Source organism: Micromonospora saelicesensis (assembly GCF_900091575.1).
Lineage (GTDB): Bacteria > Actinomycetota > Actinomycetes > Mycobacteriales > Micromonosporaceae > Micromonospora > Micromonospora saelicesensis.
In genome coordinates this window covers 414,972-431,786 of record NZ_FMCR01000001.1, presented here as the reverse complement: position 1 = coordinate 431,786, position 16,815 = coordinate 414,972, and the positions used below count along the sequence as shown (strand labels likewise).

At 70.5% G+C, this 16,815-nt stretch carries 16 protein-coding genes; 12 read left to right on the top strand and 4 right to left on the bottom strand.

The features are described 5' to 3' along the window. Positions 1-81: 81 nt before the first annotated feature. On the bottom strand, positions 82-594 hold the full coding sequence (locus GA0070561_RS02040) for an Lrp/AsnC family transcriptional regulator (protein WP_091394101.1): 513 nt from the start codon (positions 592-594) through the stop codon (positions 82-84). 214 nt (positions 595-808) lie between these two features. On the opposite strand from GA0070561_RS02040, the gene GA0070561_RS02035 reads away from it, so the two are divergent. From GA0070561_RS02035 to GA0070561_RS02005, 7 genes are all read left to right on the top strand, one after another. Further along, a complete protein-coding gene (locus GA0070561_RS02035) occupies positions 809-1,993 on the top strand; it encodes a polyamine ABC transporter substrate-binding protein (protein WP_091394098.1) in 1,185 nt (394 codons plus the stop codon). 5 nt (positions 1,994-1,998) lie between these two features. Further along, entirely contained in the window at positions 1,999-3,150 is a 1,152-nt protein-coding gene (locus GA0070561_RS02030; RefSeq protein WP_091394095.1) for an ABC transporter ATP-binding protein, read from the top strand. Then, entirely contained in the window at positions 3,147-4,055 is a 909-nt protein-coding gene (locus GA0070561_RS02025; protein WP_091394093.1) for an ABC transporter permease, read from the top strand. The genes GA0070561_RS02030 and GA0070561_RS02025 overlap by 4 nt, the downstream gene beginning before the upstream one ends. Positions 4,056-4,110: 55 nt before the next feature. Further along, the gene (locus GA0070561_RS02020) at positions 4,111-4,926 is read left to right on the top strand and encodes an ABC transporter permease (protein ID WP_167362327.1); all 816 of its coding nucleotides are present in this window, start codon (positions 4,111-4,113) and stop codon (positions 4,924-4,926) included. After that, positions 4,923-6,389: an NAD(P)/FAD-dependent oxidoreductase gene (locus GA0070561_RS02015; protein ID WP_091394087.1), complete on the top strand. Its 1,467-nt coding sequence runs from the start codon at positions 4,923-4,925 to the stop codon at positions 6,387-6,389. Before GA0070561_RS02020 ends, GA0070561_RS02015 begins: the two co-directional genes overlap by 4 nt. After that, positions 6,389-7,570, top strand: a complete 1,182-nt coding sequence (locus GA0070561_RS02010) for a saccharopine dehydrogenase family protein (protein WP_091394084.1) — start codon at positions 6,389-6,391, stop codon at positions 7,568-7,570. Before GA0070561_RS02015 ends, GA0070561_RS02010 begins: the two co-directional genes overlap by 1 nt. 271 nt (positions 7,571-7,841) lie before the next feature. Next, complete coding sequence (locus GA0070561_RS02005) at positions 7,842-8,603, top strand: G5 domain-containing protein (protein ID WP_244166091.1); 762 nt, start codon at positions 7,842-7,844, stop codon at positions 8,601-8,603. Positions 8,604-8,756: 153 nt separating this feature from the next. Here GA0070561_RS02005 and GA0070561_RS02000 read toward each other — a convergent pair whose 3' ends face one another. The 3 genes from GA0070561_RS02000 to GA0070561_RS01990 are packed head-to-tail and all read right to left on the bottom strand — an operon-like array spanning position 8,757 to position 11,932. Next, a complete protein-coding gene (locus GA0070561_RS02000; protein ID WP_373861504.1) occupies positions 8,757-9,101 on the bottom strand; it encodes a DUF779 domain-containing protein in 345 nt (114 codons plus the stop codon). After that, positions 9,101-10,606 carry an aldehyde dehydrogenase gene (gene adh / locus GA0070561_RS01995; RefSeq protein WP_091394080.1) on the bottom strand — a complete coding sequence of 502 codons (1,506 nt, stop codon included), beginning with the start codon at positions 10,604-10,606 and terminating at the stop codon, positions 9,101-9,103. The genes GA0070561_RS02000 and adh overlap by 1 nt, the downstream gene beginning before the upstream one ends. 48 nt (positions 10,607-10,654) lie before the next feature. Continuing rightward, entirely contained in the window at positions 10,655-11,932 is a 1,278-nt protein-coding gene (locus GA0070561_RS01990) for a GAF domain-containing protein (RefSeq protein WP_091394078.1), read from the bottom strand. Positions 11,933-12,171: 239 nt separating this feature from the next. Between GA0070561_RS01990 and GA0070561_RS01985 the strand changes: the two genes are divergently transcribed. The 5 genes from GA0070561_RS01985 to GA0070561_RS01965 all read left to right on the top strand — a co-directional run bounded on the left by GA0070561_RS01985 (position 12,172) and on the right by GA0070561_RS01965 (position 16,783). After that, positions 12,172-12,837 carry a response regulator transcription factor gene (locus tag GA0070561_RS01985; protein WP_091394074.1) on the top strand — a complete coding sequence of 222 codons (666 nt, stop codon included), beginning with the start codon at positions 12,172-12,174 and terminating at the stop codon, positions 12,835-12,837. Further along, a complete protein-coding gene (locus GA0070561_RS01980) occupies positions 12,834-13,898 on the top strand; it encodes a sensor histidine kinase (RefSeq protein ID WP_244166030.1) in 1,065 nt (354 codons plus the stop codon). Before GA0070561_RS01985 ends, GA0070561_RS01980 begins: the two co-directional genes overlap by 4 nt. Positions 13,899-13,971: 73 nt before the next feature. Then, positions 13,972-14,982 (top strand): threonine ammonia-lyase, encoded by a 1,011-nt coding sequence (locus GA0070561_RS01975; protein WP_091394072.1) that lies wholly within the window; start codon positions 13,972-13,974, stop codon positions 14,980-14,982. Next, on the top strand, positions 14,979-16,109 hold the full coding sequence (locus GA0070561_RS01970) for a D-alanine--D-alanine ligase family protein (RefSeq protein WP_091394069.1): 1,131 nt from the start codon (positions 14,979-14,981) through the stop codon (positions 16,107-16,109). Before GA0070561_RS01975 ends, GA0070561_RS01970 begins: the two co-directional genes overlap by 4 nt. Then, entirely contained in the window at positions 16,106-16,783 is a 678-nt protein-coding gene (locus GA0070561_RS01965) for a M15 family metallopeptidase (protein WP_091394068.1), read from the top strand. Before GA0070561_RS01970 ends, GA0070561_RS01965 begins: the two co-directional genes overlap by 4 nt. The last annotated feature ends 32 nt before the right edge of the window (positions 16,784-16,815 follow it).

The window sequence follows — 16,815 nt, the reverse complement described above, 5'->3', positions numbered from 1 at the left end:
TCCACTCGGGATCACGGAAACCGGGGTATCAGGGCGGCCCGGACACCCCGACTTCCGGAAAGCCGAGTGATCAAGGGAAGCTCAGGCCGTACCCCAGGTGTAGGTCTGCTTGCGAAGCTTGAGATAGACGAACGCCTCGGTGGAGAGCACCCCGGGCACCGCGCGCAGCCGTTGCAGGATCTCCAGCAGGTGGTCGTCGTTGCGGCAGACCACCTCGGTGAGCAGGTCGAACGACCCGGCGGTGATCACCACGTAGTCGACCTCGTCCAACTCGGCCAGCCGGTCCGCGACCGCTTCCAGGTCGCCGTCGGTACGTAGGCCGATCATCGCCTGCCGGTTGAAGCCGAGCTGGAGCGGATCGGTCACCGCCACGATCTGCATCACGCCGGAGTCGAGCAGTCGCTGCACCCGCTGCCGGACCGCTGCCTCGGACAGCCCCACCGCCTTGCCGATCGTCGCGTACGGGCGGCGGCCGTCCTCCTGGAGCTGCTCGATGATCTGCTTGGCCACGTCATCCAGCAGAGCGTGATTGGCGCCGTCACGGACAGCGACGCGTCGACCGCCATTGCTGTTCTCGTGCTGCCGGTTTGTCATTGCCTGCTCCCCATGTCCCGAATCGTGATGTCGCGCGTGTATCCCCGCGTAGTCTGGCGTATTTCGTCGTGCATCGCTATTCCGGCAACGGAATCCCTTGTAAGGGAGGTCACCTCATGTCAGGATCAGTCGTCCATGGCACTTGACCCTCCCGACATTCCCGCCGGCGCGCCTCCCCGTCCCGCCCGCCGACGATGACCCCCTAGGAGTCGTCATGCGTACTCCCCTCCGGCCCCTCTCCCGGCGTGGACTGCTCACCGGCACTCTCGGTTCGGCCGCCCTCCTCACCATGGGTGGCAGCCTCGCGGGCTGCGGCACCAAGGGCGCGCAACAGACCGAAGCTGGCTGCGTCAGCGAGGACCTCTCCGGCACCGAGAAGAAACTGGCCTTCGCCAACTGGCCGCAGTACATGGACGTCGACGAGAAGGACGAGTCCAAGCGGCCGAGCCTCGACGAGTTCATCACGAAGACCGGCATTCAGGTGACCTACACCGAGGACATCAACGACAACAACGAATTCTTCGGCAAGGTGCAGAACCAGCTAGCCGCCTGCCAGAGCACCGACCGGGACATCATCGTGCTGACCGACTGGATGGCGGCCCGGATGATCCGGCTCGGCTGGATCCAGAAGCTGGACCCGGCGAAGATCCCGAACGTGCAGGCCAACCTGCTTCCATCGCTGCTCAACCGCCCCTTCGACGCCGAGAACCGGATCTCCATTCCGTGGCAGTCCGGCCTCGCCGGCCTTGCCTACAACGGCAACGTCACGAAGGAACTGCGGACGGTCGACGAACTGCTCACCCGCCCCGACCTCAAGGGCAAGGTGACCGCGCTCAGCGAGATGCGCGACACCATGGGCCTGCTGCTCGGGTCGAACGGGCACGACCCGGCGAACTTCACCGCCGCCCAGTTCGACGACGCCCTCAACAAGCTCAAGAAGGCCGTCGACTCCGGGCAGATCCGCAAGTTCACCGGTAACGACTACGCCCCCGACCTGGCCAAGGGCGACATCGCCGCGTGCATCGGCTGGTCCGGCGACGTCATCCAACTGTCCGGTGAGGACGAGAAGGTGCGGTTCGTCGCACCGGACTCGGGCGTGATGCTCTACAGCGACAACATGATGGTCCCCAACAAGGCCACCCACAAGGGCAACGCCGAAGCGCTGATCAACTACTACTACGAGCCGGCGGTCGCGGCGAAGCTGGCCGCGTACGTCAACTACATCTGCCCGGTCAAGGGCGCTCAGGCCGAGATGGAGAAGATCGACCCAGAGTTGGCCGCCAACCCGCTGATCTTCCCCGACGACGCGCTGCTGTCGAAGTCCAAGGTGTTCATGGCCCTGGACGAGAAGCAGGAGAAGGAGTACGAGGGCAAGTTCCAACAGGTCATCGGGGCGTGACGAGGATGGCGCGCGAGACACCCGCCGGCGACCTGCGCCTGGCCGACCTCACCAAACGGTTCGGCGTCTTCACCGCTGTCGACAACCTGAGCCTGACCATCGAGCAGGGCTCGTTCTTCGCGCTGCTCGGCGCGTCCGGCTGCGGCAAGACCACCACGTTGCGGATGATCGCCGGCCTGGAGGAGCCGACCAGCGGCCAGGTGCTGCTCGGTGACCGGGACATCGCCCGGCTGCGGCCGTACAAGCGGCCGGTGAACACCGTCTTCCAGAGCTACGCGCTCTTCCCGCACCTCGACATCTTCGAGAACGTCGCCTTCGGGCTGCGCCGACGCGGCATCCGCTCGGTCGACGACGAGGTCACCCGGATGCTGTCGCTGGTGCAACTGGACGGGTACGGCAACCGCCGTCCCGCCCAGCTCTCCGGTGGTCAGCAGCAGCGGGTCGCGCTGGCCCGCGCCCTGATCAACCGGCCGCAGGTGCTGCTGCTCGACGAACCGCTGGGCGCACTCGACCTCAAGCTGCGCCGACAGATGCAGATCGAGCTGAAGCGCATCCAGACCGAGGTCGGCATCACCTTCGTGCACGTCACCCACGACCAGGAGGAGGCCATGACCATGGCCGACACCGTCGCGGTGATGAACGCCGGCCGGATCGAGCAGTTGGGTGCCCCGGCCGACATCTACGAGTTTCCCGCCACCGCCTTCGTGGCGAACTTCCTCGGCCAGTCCAACCTGCTCGCCGGCGAGGCCACCGGCGCCAGTGGCGGCGACGTCGCGGTGACGGCGCACGGCACGCGCCTCTCGGTGCCCGCCGGCCGGGCGCGGGCCGACCACGGCCCGGTCCACCTGGGGGTACGCCCCGAGAAGCTGATTCTGGTCGGCTCCGCCGACCAGGTGCCCGCCGGGCATCAGCACGTCACCGGAGTCGTCACCGACGCCTCCTACGTGGGAGTCAGCACGCAGTACCTGCTGCGCACCGGCTGGGGCACCGAGTTGTCGGTCTTCGCCGCCAACAGTGGGACGTCGACGCCCGTGGCGGTCGGCAGCGAGGCCGTGGCGTACTGGGATCCGCGGCACGCGTTCCTGCTGCCCCGCGACGCCGCCGACACCGACCGGACGTCGCCGGTGCTCGACGAGCCGGTGGGTGCGTCGTCGTGACCCTGCTGGCCCCCACCAGGGCGGGGCACCCACCACCCGCGCCACCGGCAGCCCGGTCCGGGCGACGCCGACTCCTGCCGTACCTCCTGTTGTTGCCCGGTGCGGCCTGGCTGCTCATCTTCTTCGGTGTGCCGCTGCTGCAGTTGGCGGCGGCCAGCCTGTACGACCCCAGCGGCTCGCTCTCCACCGGGTACGCGATGACCTGGGCGGTCAGCAACTACCCGGACGTGCTGCAGGCCTACTGGCCGCAGTTCCTGCGCTCGTTCGGCTACGCCGGGCTGGCCCTGGTGCTGGCGTTGCTGCTGGGCTATCCACTGGCGTACGCCATCGCGCAGAAGGCCGGCCGCTGGAAGAACCTGCTGCTGGTCTGCGTCGTCGCGCCGATGTTCACCAGCTTCCTGGTCCGCACGCTGGCCTGGAAGACGATCCTGTCGGACAACGGCGCGCTCGTCGGTCTGCTGCGCGACGTGCACCTGCTCGCCCCGGACGGTCGGCTGCTGGCCACCCCGTTCGCGGTGGTGCTCGGCCTGACGTACAACTTCCTGCCGTTCCTGGTGCTGCCGCTGTACGCGAGCCTGGAGCGGCTGGATCCCCGGTTGCTGGAGGCGGCCACCGACCTGTACGCGAGCCCGGTGCAGGCGTTCCGTCGGGTGACGCTGCCGCTGTCCATGCCCGGTCTGGTCGCCGGCACGCTGCTCTTCTTCATCCCGGCCAGCGGCGACTACATCAACGCCGAACTGCTCGGCACCCCGAACGAATACATGATCGGCAACGTCATCGACTCGGCGTTCCTGGTCCGACTGGACTACCCGCAGGGCGCCGCGCTGTCGTTCCTGCTGATGGCGGCGATCCTCGCGGTGGTCTTCGGCTACCTCCGACGAGCCGGCACGGAGGAGGTCCTGTGAGCGCGAGGAGTGCAGCGCAGCGGAGCCCCGCAGTCGCGAACGAAAGGCGGCTCTGATGAGGGTTTCCCGTTGGCTCGCGGACCGCTGGGTGATGATCGTGGCGTTGCTGGTGCTCGGCTACCTGGCGCTGCCGATCCTGGTGGTGGCCGCGCTGTCGTTCAACCGGCCGTCGAGCCGGCTGTCGTACGACTTCAACGAGTTCACACTGGACAACTGGCGGCAGCCGTGCGCCACCTCGGACATGTGCGACGCGGTGGTCCGCAGCGTGCAGATCGGCTTCATCGCCACAGTGGTCGCCACAGTGCTCGGCACCCTGATGGCGTTCGCGCTGGTCCGGCACCGCTTCCGTGGCCGATCCGGGATCAACGTGCTGATCTTCCTGCCGATGGCCACCCCGGAGCTGGTGATGGGCACGTCGTTGCTGGCCCTGTTCGTGTCGGCGGGCGTACCGCAGGGTTTCTGGACCATCGTGATCGCGCACGTGATGTTCTGCGTGTCGTTCGTGGTGGTGACAGTGAAGGCGCGGCTCGCCGGGATGGACCGGCGGCTGGAGGAGGCCGCCATGGACCTCTACGCCAACGAGTGGCAGACCTTCCGGCGGATCACCCTGCCGCTGGTGCTGCCCGGCATCGTGGCCGCCGCGTTGCTGGCCTTCTCGCTCAGCTTCGACGACTTCATCATCACGAACTTCAACGCCGGCACCACAGTCACGTTCCCGATGTACGTCTGGGGCGCTGCCCAGCGTGGCATCCCACCGCAGGTCAACGTGATCGGCACCGCGATGTTCGCGGTCGCGCTGCTGCTCGTGGGGCTCAGCTCGCTGCGCGGTCGACGGGCCCGCCGCGCCGCGCTGCTGGCCGGCCCGTCATGACGCTCCCGCATACCGGCCGGGCGTTGGCCGACGCGGCACCCGTGCCGTACTGGCTCGATCGCCCGGACCGCCCCGACCCGCTACCGCCACTGAGCGGTCGGCACTCCGCCGACCTGCTGGTGATCGGTGGCGGTTACAGCGGACTGTGGACCGCGCTGTTGGCGAAGCAGGCGGACCCGGACCGGGACGTGCTGCTCGTCGACGCCGGGACCTGCGGTTGGGCCGCGTCCGGGCGCAACGGCGGGTTCTGCGCCGCCTCGCTGACCCACGGCCTCGCCAACGGCGTCGACCGGTTCCCCGACGAGGTCGGCGAGTTGGAACGCCTCGGCCGGGACAACCTGGACGCCATCGCCGCCACCGTCGCGAAGTTCGACATCGACTGCGACTTCGAGCGCACCGGCGAGCTGGCCGTCGCCGTCGAGCCGTACCAACTCGACGGGCTGGCCGCCGACGCGGACCTGGCCCGCCGGTACGGCCACCGGGTGCGGTTACTCGACCGGGACGAGGTACGCGCCGAGGTGCACTCACCGACGTACCTGGGTGGGATGTTCGACGCCGACCGGGTGGCCATGGTGGACCCGGCGAAGCTGGCCTGGGGGCTGCGCCGCGCCTGCCTCGACCTCGGCGTACGCGTGCACGAGCACACCCGGGTCACCGGCCTGCGCGGCGACAGAGCCGCGCTGCACGCCAGCACCCTGGGCACCGGTCCCGCCGCCCACCCGGCCGACCCTGGCCGGGTCGACACCCCGGCCGCCGGCCTGCCCGGCTCGATACGCGCGCGCCGGGTCGTGCTGGCCACCAACGCGTTCCCGCCGCTGCTGCGCCGGCTGCGGGCGTACCTGGTGCCGGTCTACGACCACGTGCTGATGACCGAGCCGCTCACCCCGGCCCAGCGCGACGCCATCGGTTGGCGCAACCGGCAGGGGCTCGCCGACACCGCCAACCAGTTCCACTACTACCGGATCACCGCCGACGGGCGGATCCTCTTCGGCGGCTACGACGCCGTCTACCACTACGGCAACCGGGTCGCGCCCGAGTTGGAGCAACGCCCGGCCACCTTCACCACCCTCGCCCGCCACTTCTTCACCACGTTTCCGCAGCTCGCTGACGTGCGGTTCAGCCACCGCTGGGGCGGTGTCATCGACACCTGCACCCGGTTCTGCCCGTTCTTCGGCACCGCCTACGGCGGTCGGCTGGCGTACGCGGCCGGCTACACCGGCCTCGGCGTCGGGGCCACCCGCTTCGGGGCCCGGGTGCTGCTCGACCTGCTCGACGGCGGGAACACCTCGCTGACCCGGCTCGACCTGGTTCGCCGCAAGCCACTGCCGTTCCCGCCGGAACCCGTCCGCGCGGTCGGCATCAATCTCACCCGCTGGTCACTGGCCCGCGCCGACGCGCGCGAGGGTCGGCGCGACCTCTGGCTCCGTACTCTCGATCGTTTCGGTTTGGGGTTTGATTCCTGATGCGTGTCCTCCTCGTCGGCGCCGGTGGCGTCGGCTCCGCCGCCGTATCCATCGCCGCCCGACGGACCTTCTTCGAGACCATGGTGGTCGCCGACCACGACCCCGTTCGGGCCGAGCGGGCGGTCGCCGGACACGGTGACCGGTTCGTCGCCGCCCAGGTGGACGCCGCCTCGGCCGACGCGGTCACCGCGCTGTGCCGGGAGCACCGGATCACGCACGTGCTCAACGCCGTCGACCCGCGGTTCGTCATGCCGATCTTCGACGGCGCGTTCGCGGCCGGCGCGGACTACCTGGACATGGCGATGTCGCTGTCGCACGTCGAGACCGGCGTGAAGCTCGGCGACGAACAGTTCGCGCTGGCCGACACCTGGTCGGCGGCCGGTCGGCTGGCGCTGTGCGGCATCGGGGTCGAACCCGGCCTCTCCGACGTGTTCGCCCGTTACGCCGCCGACGAACTGTTCAGTGAGATCGACGAGATCGGTGTCCGGGACGGGGCGAACCTCACCGTCGACGGGTACGACTTCGCGCCCTCGTTCTCCATCTGGACCACCATCGAGGAGTGCCTCAATCCGCCGGTCGTCTGGGAGAGGGACCGGGGCTGGTTCACCACCGAACCGTTCTCCGAGCCGGAGGTCTTCCACTTTCCCGAGGGGATCGGGCCGGTCGAGTGCGTCAACGTCGAGCACGAGGAGGTGCTGCTCATCCCGCGCTGGGTCAAGGCCCGGCGGGTCACCTTCAAGTACGGCCTCGGCGACGAATTCATCGACGTGCTCAAGACGCTGCACAAGCTCGGTCTGGACGCGGTCTCCCCGGTGCGGGTACGTGGCGTCGAGGTCTCCCCGCGTGACGTGGTGGCCGCGAGCCTGCCCGACCCGGCCACGCTCGGTGCCCGGATGCGCGGCAAGACCTGCGCCGGCACCTGGGTACGCGGCCTCGGCCCGGACGGGCGACCGCGCGAGGTCTACCTGTACCACGTGGTCGACAACGAGTGGTCGATGCGGGAGTACGGGCACCAGGCGGTGGTCTGGCAGACGGCCGTCAACCCGGTCGTCGCGTTGGAGCTGCTTGCCAACGGCGCATGGGCCGGTGTCGGGGTGCTCGGGCCGGAGGCGCTGCCCCCGATGCCCTTCCTCGACCTGCTGAACGGTTACGGGTCACCGTGGGCGATGGAGGAGCGGTGAGCCTGCCCCGCTGACGGCATCGCGACAGTTCCCTCGTCGCCGTTCGGCATCCGATCCATTTTCGATCCATTGCGTGGTGATCTGCGCCTTTTGTTGGTGCTGACACCCGCACGATCGGCCCTGCCCTGCCGACCTGGAGGTGTGCCGCACCTGCCGACTCGTCGCCCGCGAACGCGCCCACGGATCTTTCCCGCGAAGCGAAAGGCGCAGGTGACGAACGCGACGGGGGATATTGCAGACCGTGTTTGCGACGACACTCATCGCCGTGACGATGCAACCACCACAGAACCCGGGGCCGCCGTACGCGCCGTCGTTCGACCAGACGCCCCGACCGAACTGGTTCCGCCGGGCCACTCCCGCCGGCCGGGTCGCCGTGATCCTCGGCTCGGTGACGCTGTCGCTCCTGCTGCTCTGCTGCACCGGCACCGCCATCGTCGGCGCGTTGACCGGCGAACCCGAACCGACCAAGACCGGCGGCACTGCCGCCGAGCAGCCTGTCCTGGCCGCACCCCGTGAGCCGACCGAGGAGGCCCCGGCCCAGGAAGAGTCGTCGATCGCCGCGCCCTCGACCGCACCCTCGTCGGCGCCCGCCACTGCGCCCTCGTCGGCGGTAGCCGTGCCGGTGGTGCAGGTGACGACAGTGACGGAGAAGGCCGCCATCCGGTACGGCGAGCGGACCGTCAAGGACTCGTCGCTGGCCGAGGGCAAGCGGGTCGTCCGCACCAAGGGCGTGAACGGCGTCCGGACCCTGACCTACGAGGTGACCACCACCGACGGTGTGCGGACGGCCAAGAAGCTGGTCAAATCCGCCGTGACGAAGCAGCCGGTGACCCAGGTCGTCGCCGTCGGCACCAAGAAGCAGCAGTCGTCGAAGTGCGACCCGAACTACAGCGGCTGCGTCCCGATCGCCAGCGACGTCGACTGCGCGGGTGGCAGTGGCAACGGCCCCGCCTACGTCAGCGGGCCGATCAGGGTGATCGGCGACGACATCTACGACCTGGACCGAGACGGCGACGGCATCGCCTGCGACTAACCCCGCGTTCATGGTCAACGGCCCCGCCCGGTCCCGCCACGGTCACGCCGTCCGACGGGAAACGCTGAAGAGCGGTATACCTCTGAGGAATAAATATGACTCGGAGGTATACCGCTCTTCGGGGCAGGTGCCGCCGAGCCTGCGGCACCCGCCTCAGGGGGCCAGGTGGGAGCGGATGAGGAAGCGGACGCCGTCGGGGGCCTCCAGGGAGAAGCCGCTGCCTCTGCCGGGGACCACGTCGACGGTCAGCGTTGTGTGTTTCCACAGCTCCCACTGGGACTTCGACATCCAGAACTCGACCGGCTCGGTCACCCCGTCGACCGCGAGGGAGGCGAGCAGCACGTCGGACGAGCCGGTGCGGAACTCGCCCGCCGGGAAACACATCGGGGCGCTGCCGTCGCAACAGCCACCGGACTGGTGGAACATCAGCGGACCGTGCCGCCCCCGCAACGACCGGATCAACTCGGCCGCGGCGGGGGTGACGGAGACGACCGGCATCAGAAGAAGCCGAGCTTCTTGGTCGAGTAGCTGACCAGCAGATTCTTGGTCTGCTGGTAGTGCTCCAGCATCATCTTGTGGTTCTCCCGGCCGATGCCGGACTGCTTGTACCCGCCGAACGCGGCGTGCGCCGGGTACGCGTGATAGCAGTTGGTCCACACCCGCCCGGCCTGGATGGCCCGCCCGGCCCGGTACGCGGTGTTCATGTCCCGACTCCACACACCCGCGCCCAGCCCGTACAGGGTGTCGTTGGCGATCTTCACGGCGTCGTCGAGGTCGGCGAAGGAGGTCACCGAGACGACCGGCCCGAAGATCTCCTCCTGGAAGATCCGCATCGAGTTGTCGCCCTCGAAGATGGTCGGCTCGACGTAGTACCCGCCCGACAGGTCGCCGCCCAGATCCGCCCGTGACCCGCCGGTGAGCACCTTGGCGCCCTCTTTCCGGCCGATGTCGAGATAGGACAGGATTTTCTCCAACTGGTCGTTGGAGGCCTGCGCCCCGATCATCGTGTCGGTGTCCAGGGGATGCCCCTGCACGATCTGCTCGGTGCGGGAGACCGCCGCGGCGAGGAAGTCGCTGTAGTGGCCCTGTTGGATCAGCGCCCGGGACGGGCAGGTGCAGACCTCGCCCTGGTTGAGCGCGAACATGGTGAAGCCTTCCAGGGCCTTGTCCAGGAAGTCGTCGGATGCGGCGCTGACGTCGTCGAAGAAGATGTTCGGGCTCTTGCCGCCCAGCTCCAGCGTGACCGGTTTGATGTTCTCACTGGCGTACTGCATGATCAGCCGCCCGGTGGTCGTCTCGCCGGTGAAGGCCACCTTCGCGACCCGGGCCGAGGACGCCAGCGGTTTGCCGGCCTCCACACCGAAACCGTTGACGATGTTCAGCACCCCCGGCGGCAGCAGGTCCGCCACCAGCGACAGCCAGTAGTGGATGGACGCCGGTGTCTGCTCGGCGGGTTTGAGCACCACGGCGTTGCCGGCGGCCAGCGCGGGCGCGAGCTTCCAGGTCGCCATCAGGATCGGGAAGTTCCACGGGATGATCTGCCCGACCACGCCGAGCGGCTCGTGGAAGTGGTACGCCACTGTGTCGTCGTCGAGTTCGCCCAGGGAGCCTTCCTGGGCCCGGATCGCCCCGGCGAAGTAACGGAAGTGATCGATGGCGAGCGGGATGTCGGCGGCGAGGGTCTCCCGGACCGGCTTGCCGTTCTCCCAGCTCTCGGCCACGGCCAGGGATTCCAGGTTCTCCTGCATCCGGTCGGCGATCCGGTTGAGGATCAGCGCCCGTTCGGCCACCGAGGTGCGGCCCCAGGCGTCGGCGGCGCCATGGGCGGCGTCGAGGGCCTTCTCCACGTCGGGTGCGGTGCCCCGGGCGACCTCGGTGAAGGTCTGCCCGGTGACCGGTGTCGGGTTCTCGAAGTAGGCGCCGCCGTGCGGCTTGACGTACTCGCCGCCGATGTAGTGGTCGTAACGGGACTGCCAGTGGGTGGGCGCGTCGTAGCGCGTCATGGTTACCTCCGCCGTCGTTGTGCGGGTGTGCCGACGGCGACGGTAGTTTCAGCGACGTTGCAGCCACGTTGCGCGCGGTAGGTCGTACTCCCCGGCGAGCTGGTCGATGCGCGCGAGGGCGAGGGGCCGACGTGGCGCGCCCACCGGCAGCGCCCGCGCCAGGGCCTGCCAGGCGGCCAGGTCGTCGGCACCGGCCGGCGTCGCCGTCCAGGCCGCGAGCAGCGCCGGGTCCGCGGCGGCCAGCACGGCCGCGCGGAGGTGGCCGTCGATCAGCCGGCGCAGTCGCGCCACTCCCGGCGCGTCCGAGCCGGGCAGCAACGACCCGGGGTACGCGTCGAGCGCGCCCGCCGGATCGCCCTGGTCCAGCCGGTCGGCGACTGTGGTGAAGTCGGCGCGGACGGTCCCGCGTAGCCGGTACGGGCGGGAATCGAGCAACTCCGGGCCGAGCACCCGGCGCAACCGGGACAGCTCGGCGCGCAGGGTGACCGGGTGCAGTCGGTCGTCGCCGTACAGGTCGAGGCCGAGCTGAACTCCGGTGCGCCCCTCGGGGTGCTGGAGCAGCAGCACCAGCAGTTCGCTGTGCCGTCGACCCAGCCGGATCCGTCGGCCCTCGAACCGCAGCTCCGCCTCGTCCCGGCCGAGCGCGGTCACGGTGGCGACGCCGGGTTCCGGCGGTCGGTCGGCGGCGAGCTGTGATTCGGCGGCCCGGGCGGTGGCCCGGACCAGCGCCAGGCTCTGCGGGGTCGCCAGGTGGTCCCCGCCGGTGATGTCGATCGCGCCGAGCAGCCGCCCGGTGGCCGGGTCGTGGATCGGCGCGGCGGCGCAGGTCCACCGCTGGACCGGGCGGCTGAAGTGCTCGGTGGCGAAGATCTGCACGCTGTGGTCCACGGCCAGCGCGGTGCCGGGGGCGTTGGTGCCGGCGTGCGTCTCGTCCCAACGGGCGCCGGGCATGAAGTTCATCCGCTCGGCGTGCCGCAGCACACCCGGATGCCCCTCGACCCAGAGCAGTCGCCCGTGCGCGTCGCAGACCGCCATCAGGTGCGCGCCGTCCTGGGCGATGCCGCCGAGCAGGTCCCGGAACAGGGGCAGTACGCGGGCCAACGGGTGAACCGCCCGGTACGCGGCCAGAACGTCGTCGGCCAGGTCGACCGGCGGGGTGGCCTCCGGGTCGAGCCGTGCCGAACGCTCCCAGGAGCGGCGGACCACCTCCCGCACCCGGTGCGGCGCCGCGCCGGCGGTCAGGAAGGCTTCGTGGGCGGCACCGACCTGCGCGATCCGCTCCGCCGGATCGACGCCGAACTCCAGGGCGAGCCACGGGTCAGCCATCGGGCGACCTCCTCGGCCCCCATCGTGACGCAGCTCACCCCCGCACGCCAACCGCCCGGGCCTTCGGGGACGGACGACCCAGATGACGTGACACGAGCACGAAGTCGACCGGGACTGGCTTGCGGTGGTTTGCCCGCTGGACACCCACGTGGAGGATGGCTGCGGCGGGTGCTTACAGAACCCTTAACCCGGGCCTGCGACGGTATGCCGGGCAAGCCGAACTGGGGGAGCGGAAAAACGTGCGGGTGCTGGTGGCGGACGACGAGCGGTTGTTGGCGGACACGGTGGCCGAAGGGCTGCGCCGCCTCTCGATGGCCGTCGACGTCTGCTACGACGGTGACGGTGCGCTGGAGCGGGTCGGGGTGAACCGGTACGACGTAGCGGTGCTGGACCGGGACATGCCCGGACACACCGGCGACGAGGTGTGCCGCAGCATCGCCGACTCACAGGTCGGCACCCGGGTGCTGCTGCTCACCGCGGCGGCCGGCATCCGGGACCGGGTGGAGGGCCTCGGCCTCGGCGCGGACGACTACCTGACCAAGCCGTTCGCCTTCGCCGAGCTGGTGGCCCGGGTGCAGGCCCTCGGGCGACGGTCCACGCCGGCGCTGCCACCGGTGCTCGCCCAGGACGGCCTGGCACTGGACGTGGGCCGGCACCTGGCCACCCGGGACGGCCGCCCGCTCGCGTTGAGCCCGAAGGAGTTCGCGGTGCTGCACGTGCTGCTGCGCGCGGACGGCCAGGTGGTCAGCGCCGAGGAGTTGCTGGAGCAGGCCTGGGACGAGTTCGCCGACCCCTTCACCAACGCCGTACGGGTCACCGTGATGACCCTGCGCAAGAAGCTCGGCGATCCCGCGATCATCCACACCGTTCCGAAGGCCGGCTACCGCATCGGCGGCACGGCGTGAGCTGGACGCCCCGACGACGGGTGCTGCTGGTGGGGCTGCTGGCGCTGCTGGCCGGCCCGATACTGCCGGCGATGGGCAAGTGGCTGGCGGGGATGACCTGGGCCTGGGGGCAGCAGTTCTGTGACGTGCCCATGCCCGGGTTGTCGACGGTGTGCGGCAACGTACGGCCGGGGGCGTTCATGCTGCCCCTGGTGGCCGTCCTGCTCGTGACAGTGGCCGTCCTGGTGGGGCTCTGGTTCGCCGCGGTGTGGTGCCTGCGCCCGGTCGCTGACCTGGCCGGGCCGATCGGGCACCTCGGCCCGCAGAACCTCGGTCACCGGATCCGGCCCCGGGGCAGCGACGAGTTGGCCCGGCTGTCCCGGGCGATCGACGAGATGATGGAACGCGTCTCCGCCGGGTACGAGGGGCAGCGGCGATTCGCCGCGAACGCCTCGCACGAGCTGCGTACGCCCCTCGCCGTGCAGCGGACGCTCATCGAGGTCGGCATGGCCAGGGCGCTCACCGGCGAGCAGTTGGAGCTGCTGACCAGTCAGCTGCTGGAGACCAACGAGCGCAACGAACGACTGATCGAGGGCCTGCTCGCGCTCAGCGAGAGCGACCAGGGCCTCCGATCGCGGATACCGCAGCGGTTGGACACGATCGTCGAGGCGGTGCTGGCCGGTTACCTGGACCGGGCCCGGGAGGCCGGGGTCACCGTGGAGACCCATCTCGTACCCCGGGTCGTCGTCGGCGAGCGGGTGCTGCTGGAACGCCTGGTCACCAACCTGGTGGAGAACGGGATCAAGTACAACCGGCCGGGCGGCTCACTGACCGTCGTGGTGAGCGGCGTGCCCGCGCTGTCCGTGGTCAACACCGGCCAACCCGTGCCGGCCGAGGCGGTGGCCGGTCTGTTCGAGCCGTTCCGCCGGCTCGCCCGGGACCGGACCTCGCAGGGCGGCGGGGCCGGCCTGGGCCTGGCCATCGCCCGCTCGATCACCCAGGCCCACGACGGCATCATCGCGGCCCGGCCCGCCGAGTACGGCGGCCTGCGGGTCGACGTCCAGCTACCCACCGTGAACTGACACTTCCACCCACCTTCACCGGGGTCCACGTACCGCTGGACCCCGCCTGTGGTGTGCCCGAAAAGGAGAGACGATGACACGCACCGTTGGCCAGGTCCGGGCCGATGTCGAGGAGGCCAGCCGCTGGCTTGCCGGCCGCGTGGTCCGTACCCCCGTGCTGCGGTCCCCGGTGATCGACGAGCTTGCCGGGGCGCGGGTCCTGCTCAAGGCGGAGAACCTCCAGAACGGCGGCTCCTACAAGATGCGGGGCGCGCTGCGCGCGGTCGGCCGCCTCGCGATGGCCGGCCACACCGGGGTGATCGCGCAGAGCACCGGCAACCACGCGGTGGCGGTGGCGTTGGCGGCCCGGCAGCACGGGCTCGCGGCGACAGTGGTGCTGCCAGTCGACGCGGCATCGACGAAGGTCGACCGAGCGCGCGCGGCGGGAGCGCGGGTGGTGTTCGCCGGCACCAGCGTCGAGGAGCGGGTGGCGGTGGCCAACGGGCTCAGCGACGAGAGCGGTCACCCCGTCGTCGACGCGTACGACCACCCGGACGTGATCGCCGGGCAGGGCACCGCGAGCCTGGAGCTGATCGAGGACGCCGAGCGCGCGGGGACGCCGCTGGACGCGTTGGTCGTACCGGTGGGTGGTGGTGGCGGGGTGGCCGGCGCGTGCCTGGCCGCCGCCGGCTCCGGCATCGAGGTGTACGGCGTGGAGCCGGTGGGCTGCGACTCGCTCGCCCGCAGCCTGGCGGCAGGTGTACGCGTGCCGGTCACGCCGGCGCCCACCATCGCGGACGGGCTGCGGCCGTCCTGCGTGGGGGAGCTGCCGTTCGCCATCGTGCGGGACACGCTGCGCGGGGTCGTCCGGGTCGACGACGAGGAGATCGCAGCGGCGTTCCGGCTGATCCTGACGGAGCTCAAGGTGCTCGCCGAGCCCTCCGGGGCGGCGGGCCTGGCCGGCGCCCTCCGTCTCGCCCCGGCCAGGGACCGGCAGCGGACGGTCGGCGTGGTGCTGACCGGCGGAAACGTGGAGGAGGCGCTGGTGGCCCGGTTGATGGCCCCGCGATCCGCCGACCTGGCTGAGGAAGGGGCGGCGGCGTGAGCGCGCCAGTTCGGATCGGAATCCTGTTCGGTGGACCGTCGGCGGAGCACGAGGTCTCCTGTGCCTCCGCGCTCGGGGTGGCCCGGGCGCTCGCCGGGGGCGGCTACCGCACTGTCGCCATCGGCGTCACCCGCAGCGGCGGGTTTCGGCTGATGCCCGACGCGCTGCTGGCCGAGTTGCGCGACCGGCCGGCCGGCGAGCGGGCCATCGACGACCAGTTGGTGGTGACCGGGCCGGCCGTCGAGTTGCGCGCCGGTCCGCGTCCGGGTGTCGTGCAGGTGTCCGCCGGTAACGCCCCCGGCGCGGTGCACGCCGAGCTGGACGTGCTCTTCCCGGTGCTGCACGGCCCGTACGGTGAGGACGGGGTGGTGCAGGGGCTGCTGGAGTCACTGAACGTGCCGTACGTCGGGTGCGGCATCCTCGCCTCGGCGGTCGGCATGAACAAGGTGGCGATGAAGCGGGCGCTGCGCGCCGAGGACATCCCCGTCACCCCGTACGTGTCGTTCGACGCGCACACATACCGGGCGGTCGACGACCCGGAGAAGTTGGTGACCGGGCTGAGCCGGCCACTCTTCGTCAAGCCGGCCAGCATGGGTTCGTCGATCGGCATCTCCAGGGTGGGCGAGGGTGACGACCTGGCCGCCGCCGTGGAGGAGGCGCTTCGCCACGACCAACTCGTCATGGTCGAGCAGGGGGTCGCCGGTCGGGAGCTGGAGTGCGCGGTGCTCGGTGGCTGGCGTCCGGAGGCGTCGGCGGTGGGCGAGGTGCAGGTCAGCGGCGGCTGGTTCGACTACCAGCAGAAGTACTTCGGCGACGCCGACCCGATGATCGTCCCCGCCGTGCTGCCGGACGAGGTGACCGCGCGGGTCCGCGAGCTGTCGCTGCGCGCGTTCGCCGCGATCGGCGGTTGGGGTCTGGCCCGGGTCGACTTCTTCTACGACGAGACGTCCGGTGAGCTGTACGTCAACGAGCTGAACACGATGCCCGGCTTCACCGCGCACTCGATGTACCCGAAGGTGTGGGCCGCCGTCGGGGTCGGCTACCGGGAGGTGGTGGACCGACTCGTCGAGTTGGCCCGGCTCCGGCACGCGGAACGGTCCGCGAGCACGGCGGGGAGCATCAGATGATCCTGCTCTCCGACCCCCGGGTGGCGGCGGTGCCCAGCGCCGACGACGGCGAGGAGTTCGTGGACCTGCGTGAGGTGCCGGAGCTGCGGCTCGACGGCCGGGCGGCCGACCCGGCCGGGGCGTACGCCCGGTTGCGTGCCGGTGTCGTGGACCGCCTGCTGACCGCGCAGCGTGCCCTGCCCGGTGGGCTGCGGCTGCTGGTGGTCGAGGGCTACCGGCCGTACCAGGCGCAACTGGCCATCTTCACCGGCTACCGCGACGAGCTGCGCCGACGGCACCCGGACTGGTCGCCGCAGCGGCTGCACCGGGAGACCACGAAGTTCGTCTCGCCGGTCGAGGTGGCCCCGCACAGCACCGGTGGGGCGGTGGACCTGACGCTCTGCACCGACGACGGTGTGGAGCTGGACCTGGGCACGGCCATCGACGCCACCCCGGAGGACAGCGCCGACGCCTGCTTCACCGACGCGCCGGCGATCGGCGGCACCGCCCGTCGGCACCGGCAGATCATGGTGGACGCCCTCGGCGGCGCGGGGATGGTGAACTACCCGACCGAGTGGTGGCACTGGTCGTACGGCGACCGTTACTGGGCGCTGATCACCGGGGCCCCGCGCACCCGGTACGGGCCGGTGGACCTGGCCGCCGCACGATCGATACCCGTGCCGGCTGAACGGTAGGACGCTCCGGTCCGTACCGGTGGGTGAAGGAC

Bases quoted from the DNA above. Each gene is read 5' to 3' on its own strand.
- GA0070561_RS02040 (WP_091394101.1), bottom strand. From the start codon at position 594: ATGACAAACCGGCAGCACGAGAACAGCAATGGCGGTCGACGCGTCGCT.
- GA0070561_RS02035 (WP_091394098.1), top strand. From the start codon at position 809: ATGCGTACTCCCCTCCGGCCCCTCTCCCGGCGTGGACTGCTCACCGGC.
- GA0070561_RS02030 (WP_091394095.1), top strand. From the start codon at position 1,999: ATGGCGCGCGAGACACCCGCCGGCGACCTGCGCCTGGCCGACCTCACC.
- GA0070561_RS02020 (WP_167362327.1), top strand. From the start codon at position 4,111: ATGAGGGTTTCCCGTTGGCTCGCGGACCGCTGGGTGATGATCGTGGCG.
- GA0070561_RS02015 (WP_091394087.1), top strand. From the start codon at position 4,923: ATGACGCTCCCGCATACCGGCCGGGCGTTGGCCGACGCGGCACCCGTG.
- GA0070561_RS02010 (WP_091394084.1), top strand. From the start codon at position 6,389: ATGCGTGTCCTCCTCGTCGGCGCCGGTGGCGTCGGCTCCGCCGCCGTA.
- GA0070561_RS02005 (WP_244166091.1), top strand. From the start codon at position 7,842: ATGCAACCACCACAGAACCCGGGGCCGCCGTACGCGCCGTCGTTCGAC.
- GA0070561_RS02000 (WP_373861504.1), bottom strand. From the start codon at position 9,101: ATGCCGGTCGTCTCCGTCACCCCCGCCGCGGCCGAGTTGATCCGGTCG.
- adh (WP_091394080.1), bottom strand. From the start codon at position 10,606: ATGACGCGCTACGACGCGCCCACCCACTGGCAGTCCCGTTACGACCAC.
- GA0070561_RS01990 (WP_091394078.1), bottom strand. From the start codon at position 11,932: ATGGCTGACCCGTGGCTCGCCCTGGAGTTCGGCGTCGATCCGGCGGAG.
- GA0070561_RS01975 (WP_091394072.1), top strand. From the start codon at position 13,972: ATGACACGCACCGTTGGCCAGGTCCGGGCCGATGTCGAGGAGGCCAGC.
- GA0070561_RS01965 (WP_091394068.1), top strand. From the start codon at position 16,106: ATGATCCTGCTCTCCGACCCCCGGGTGGCGGCGGTGCCCAGCGCCGAC.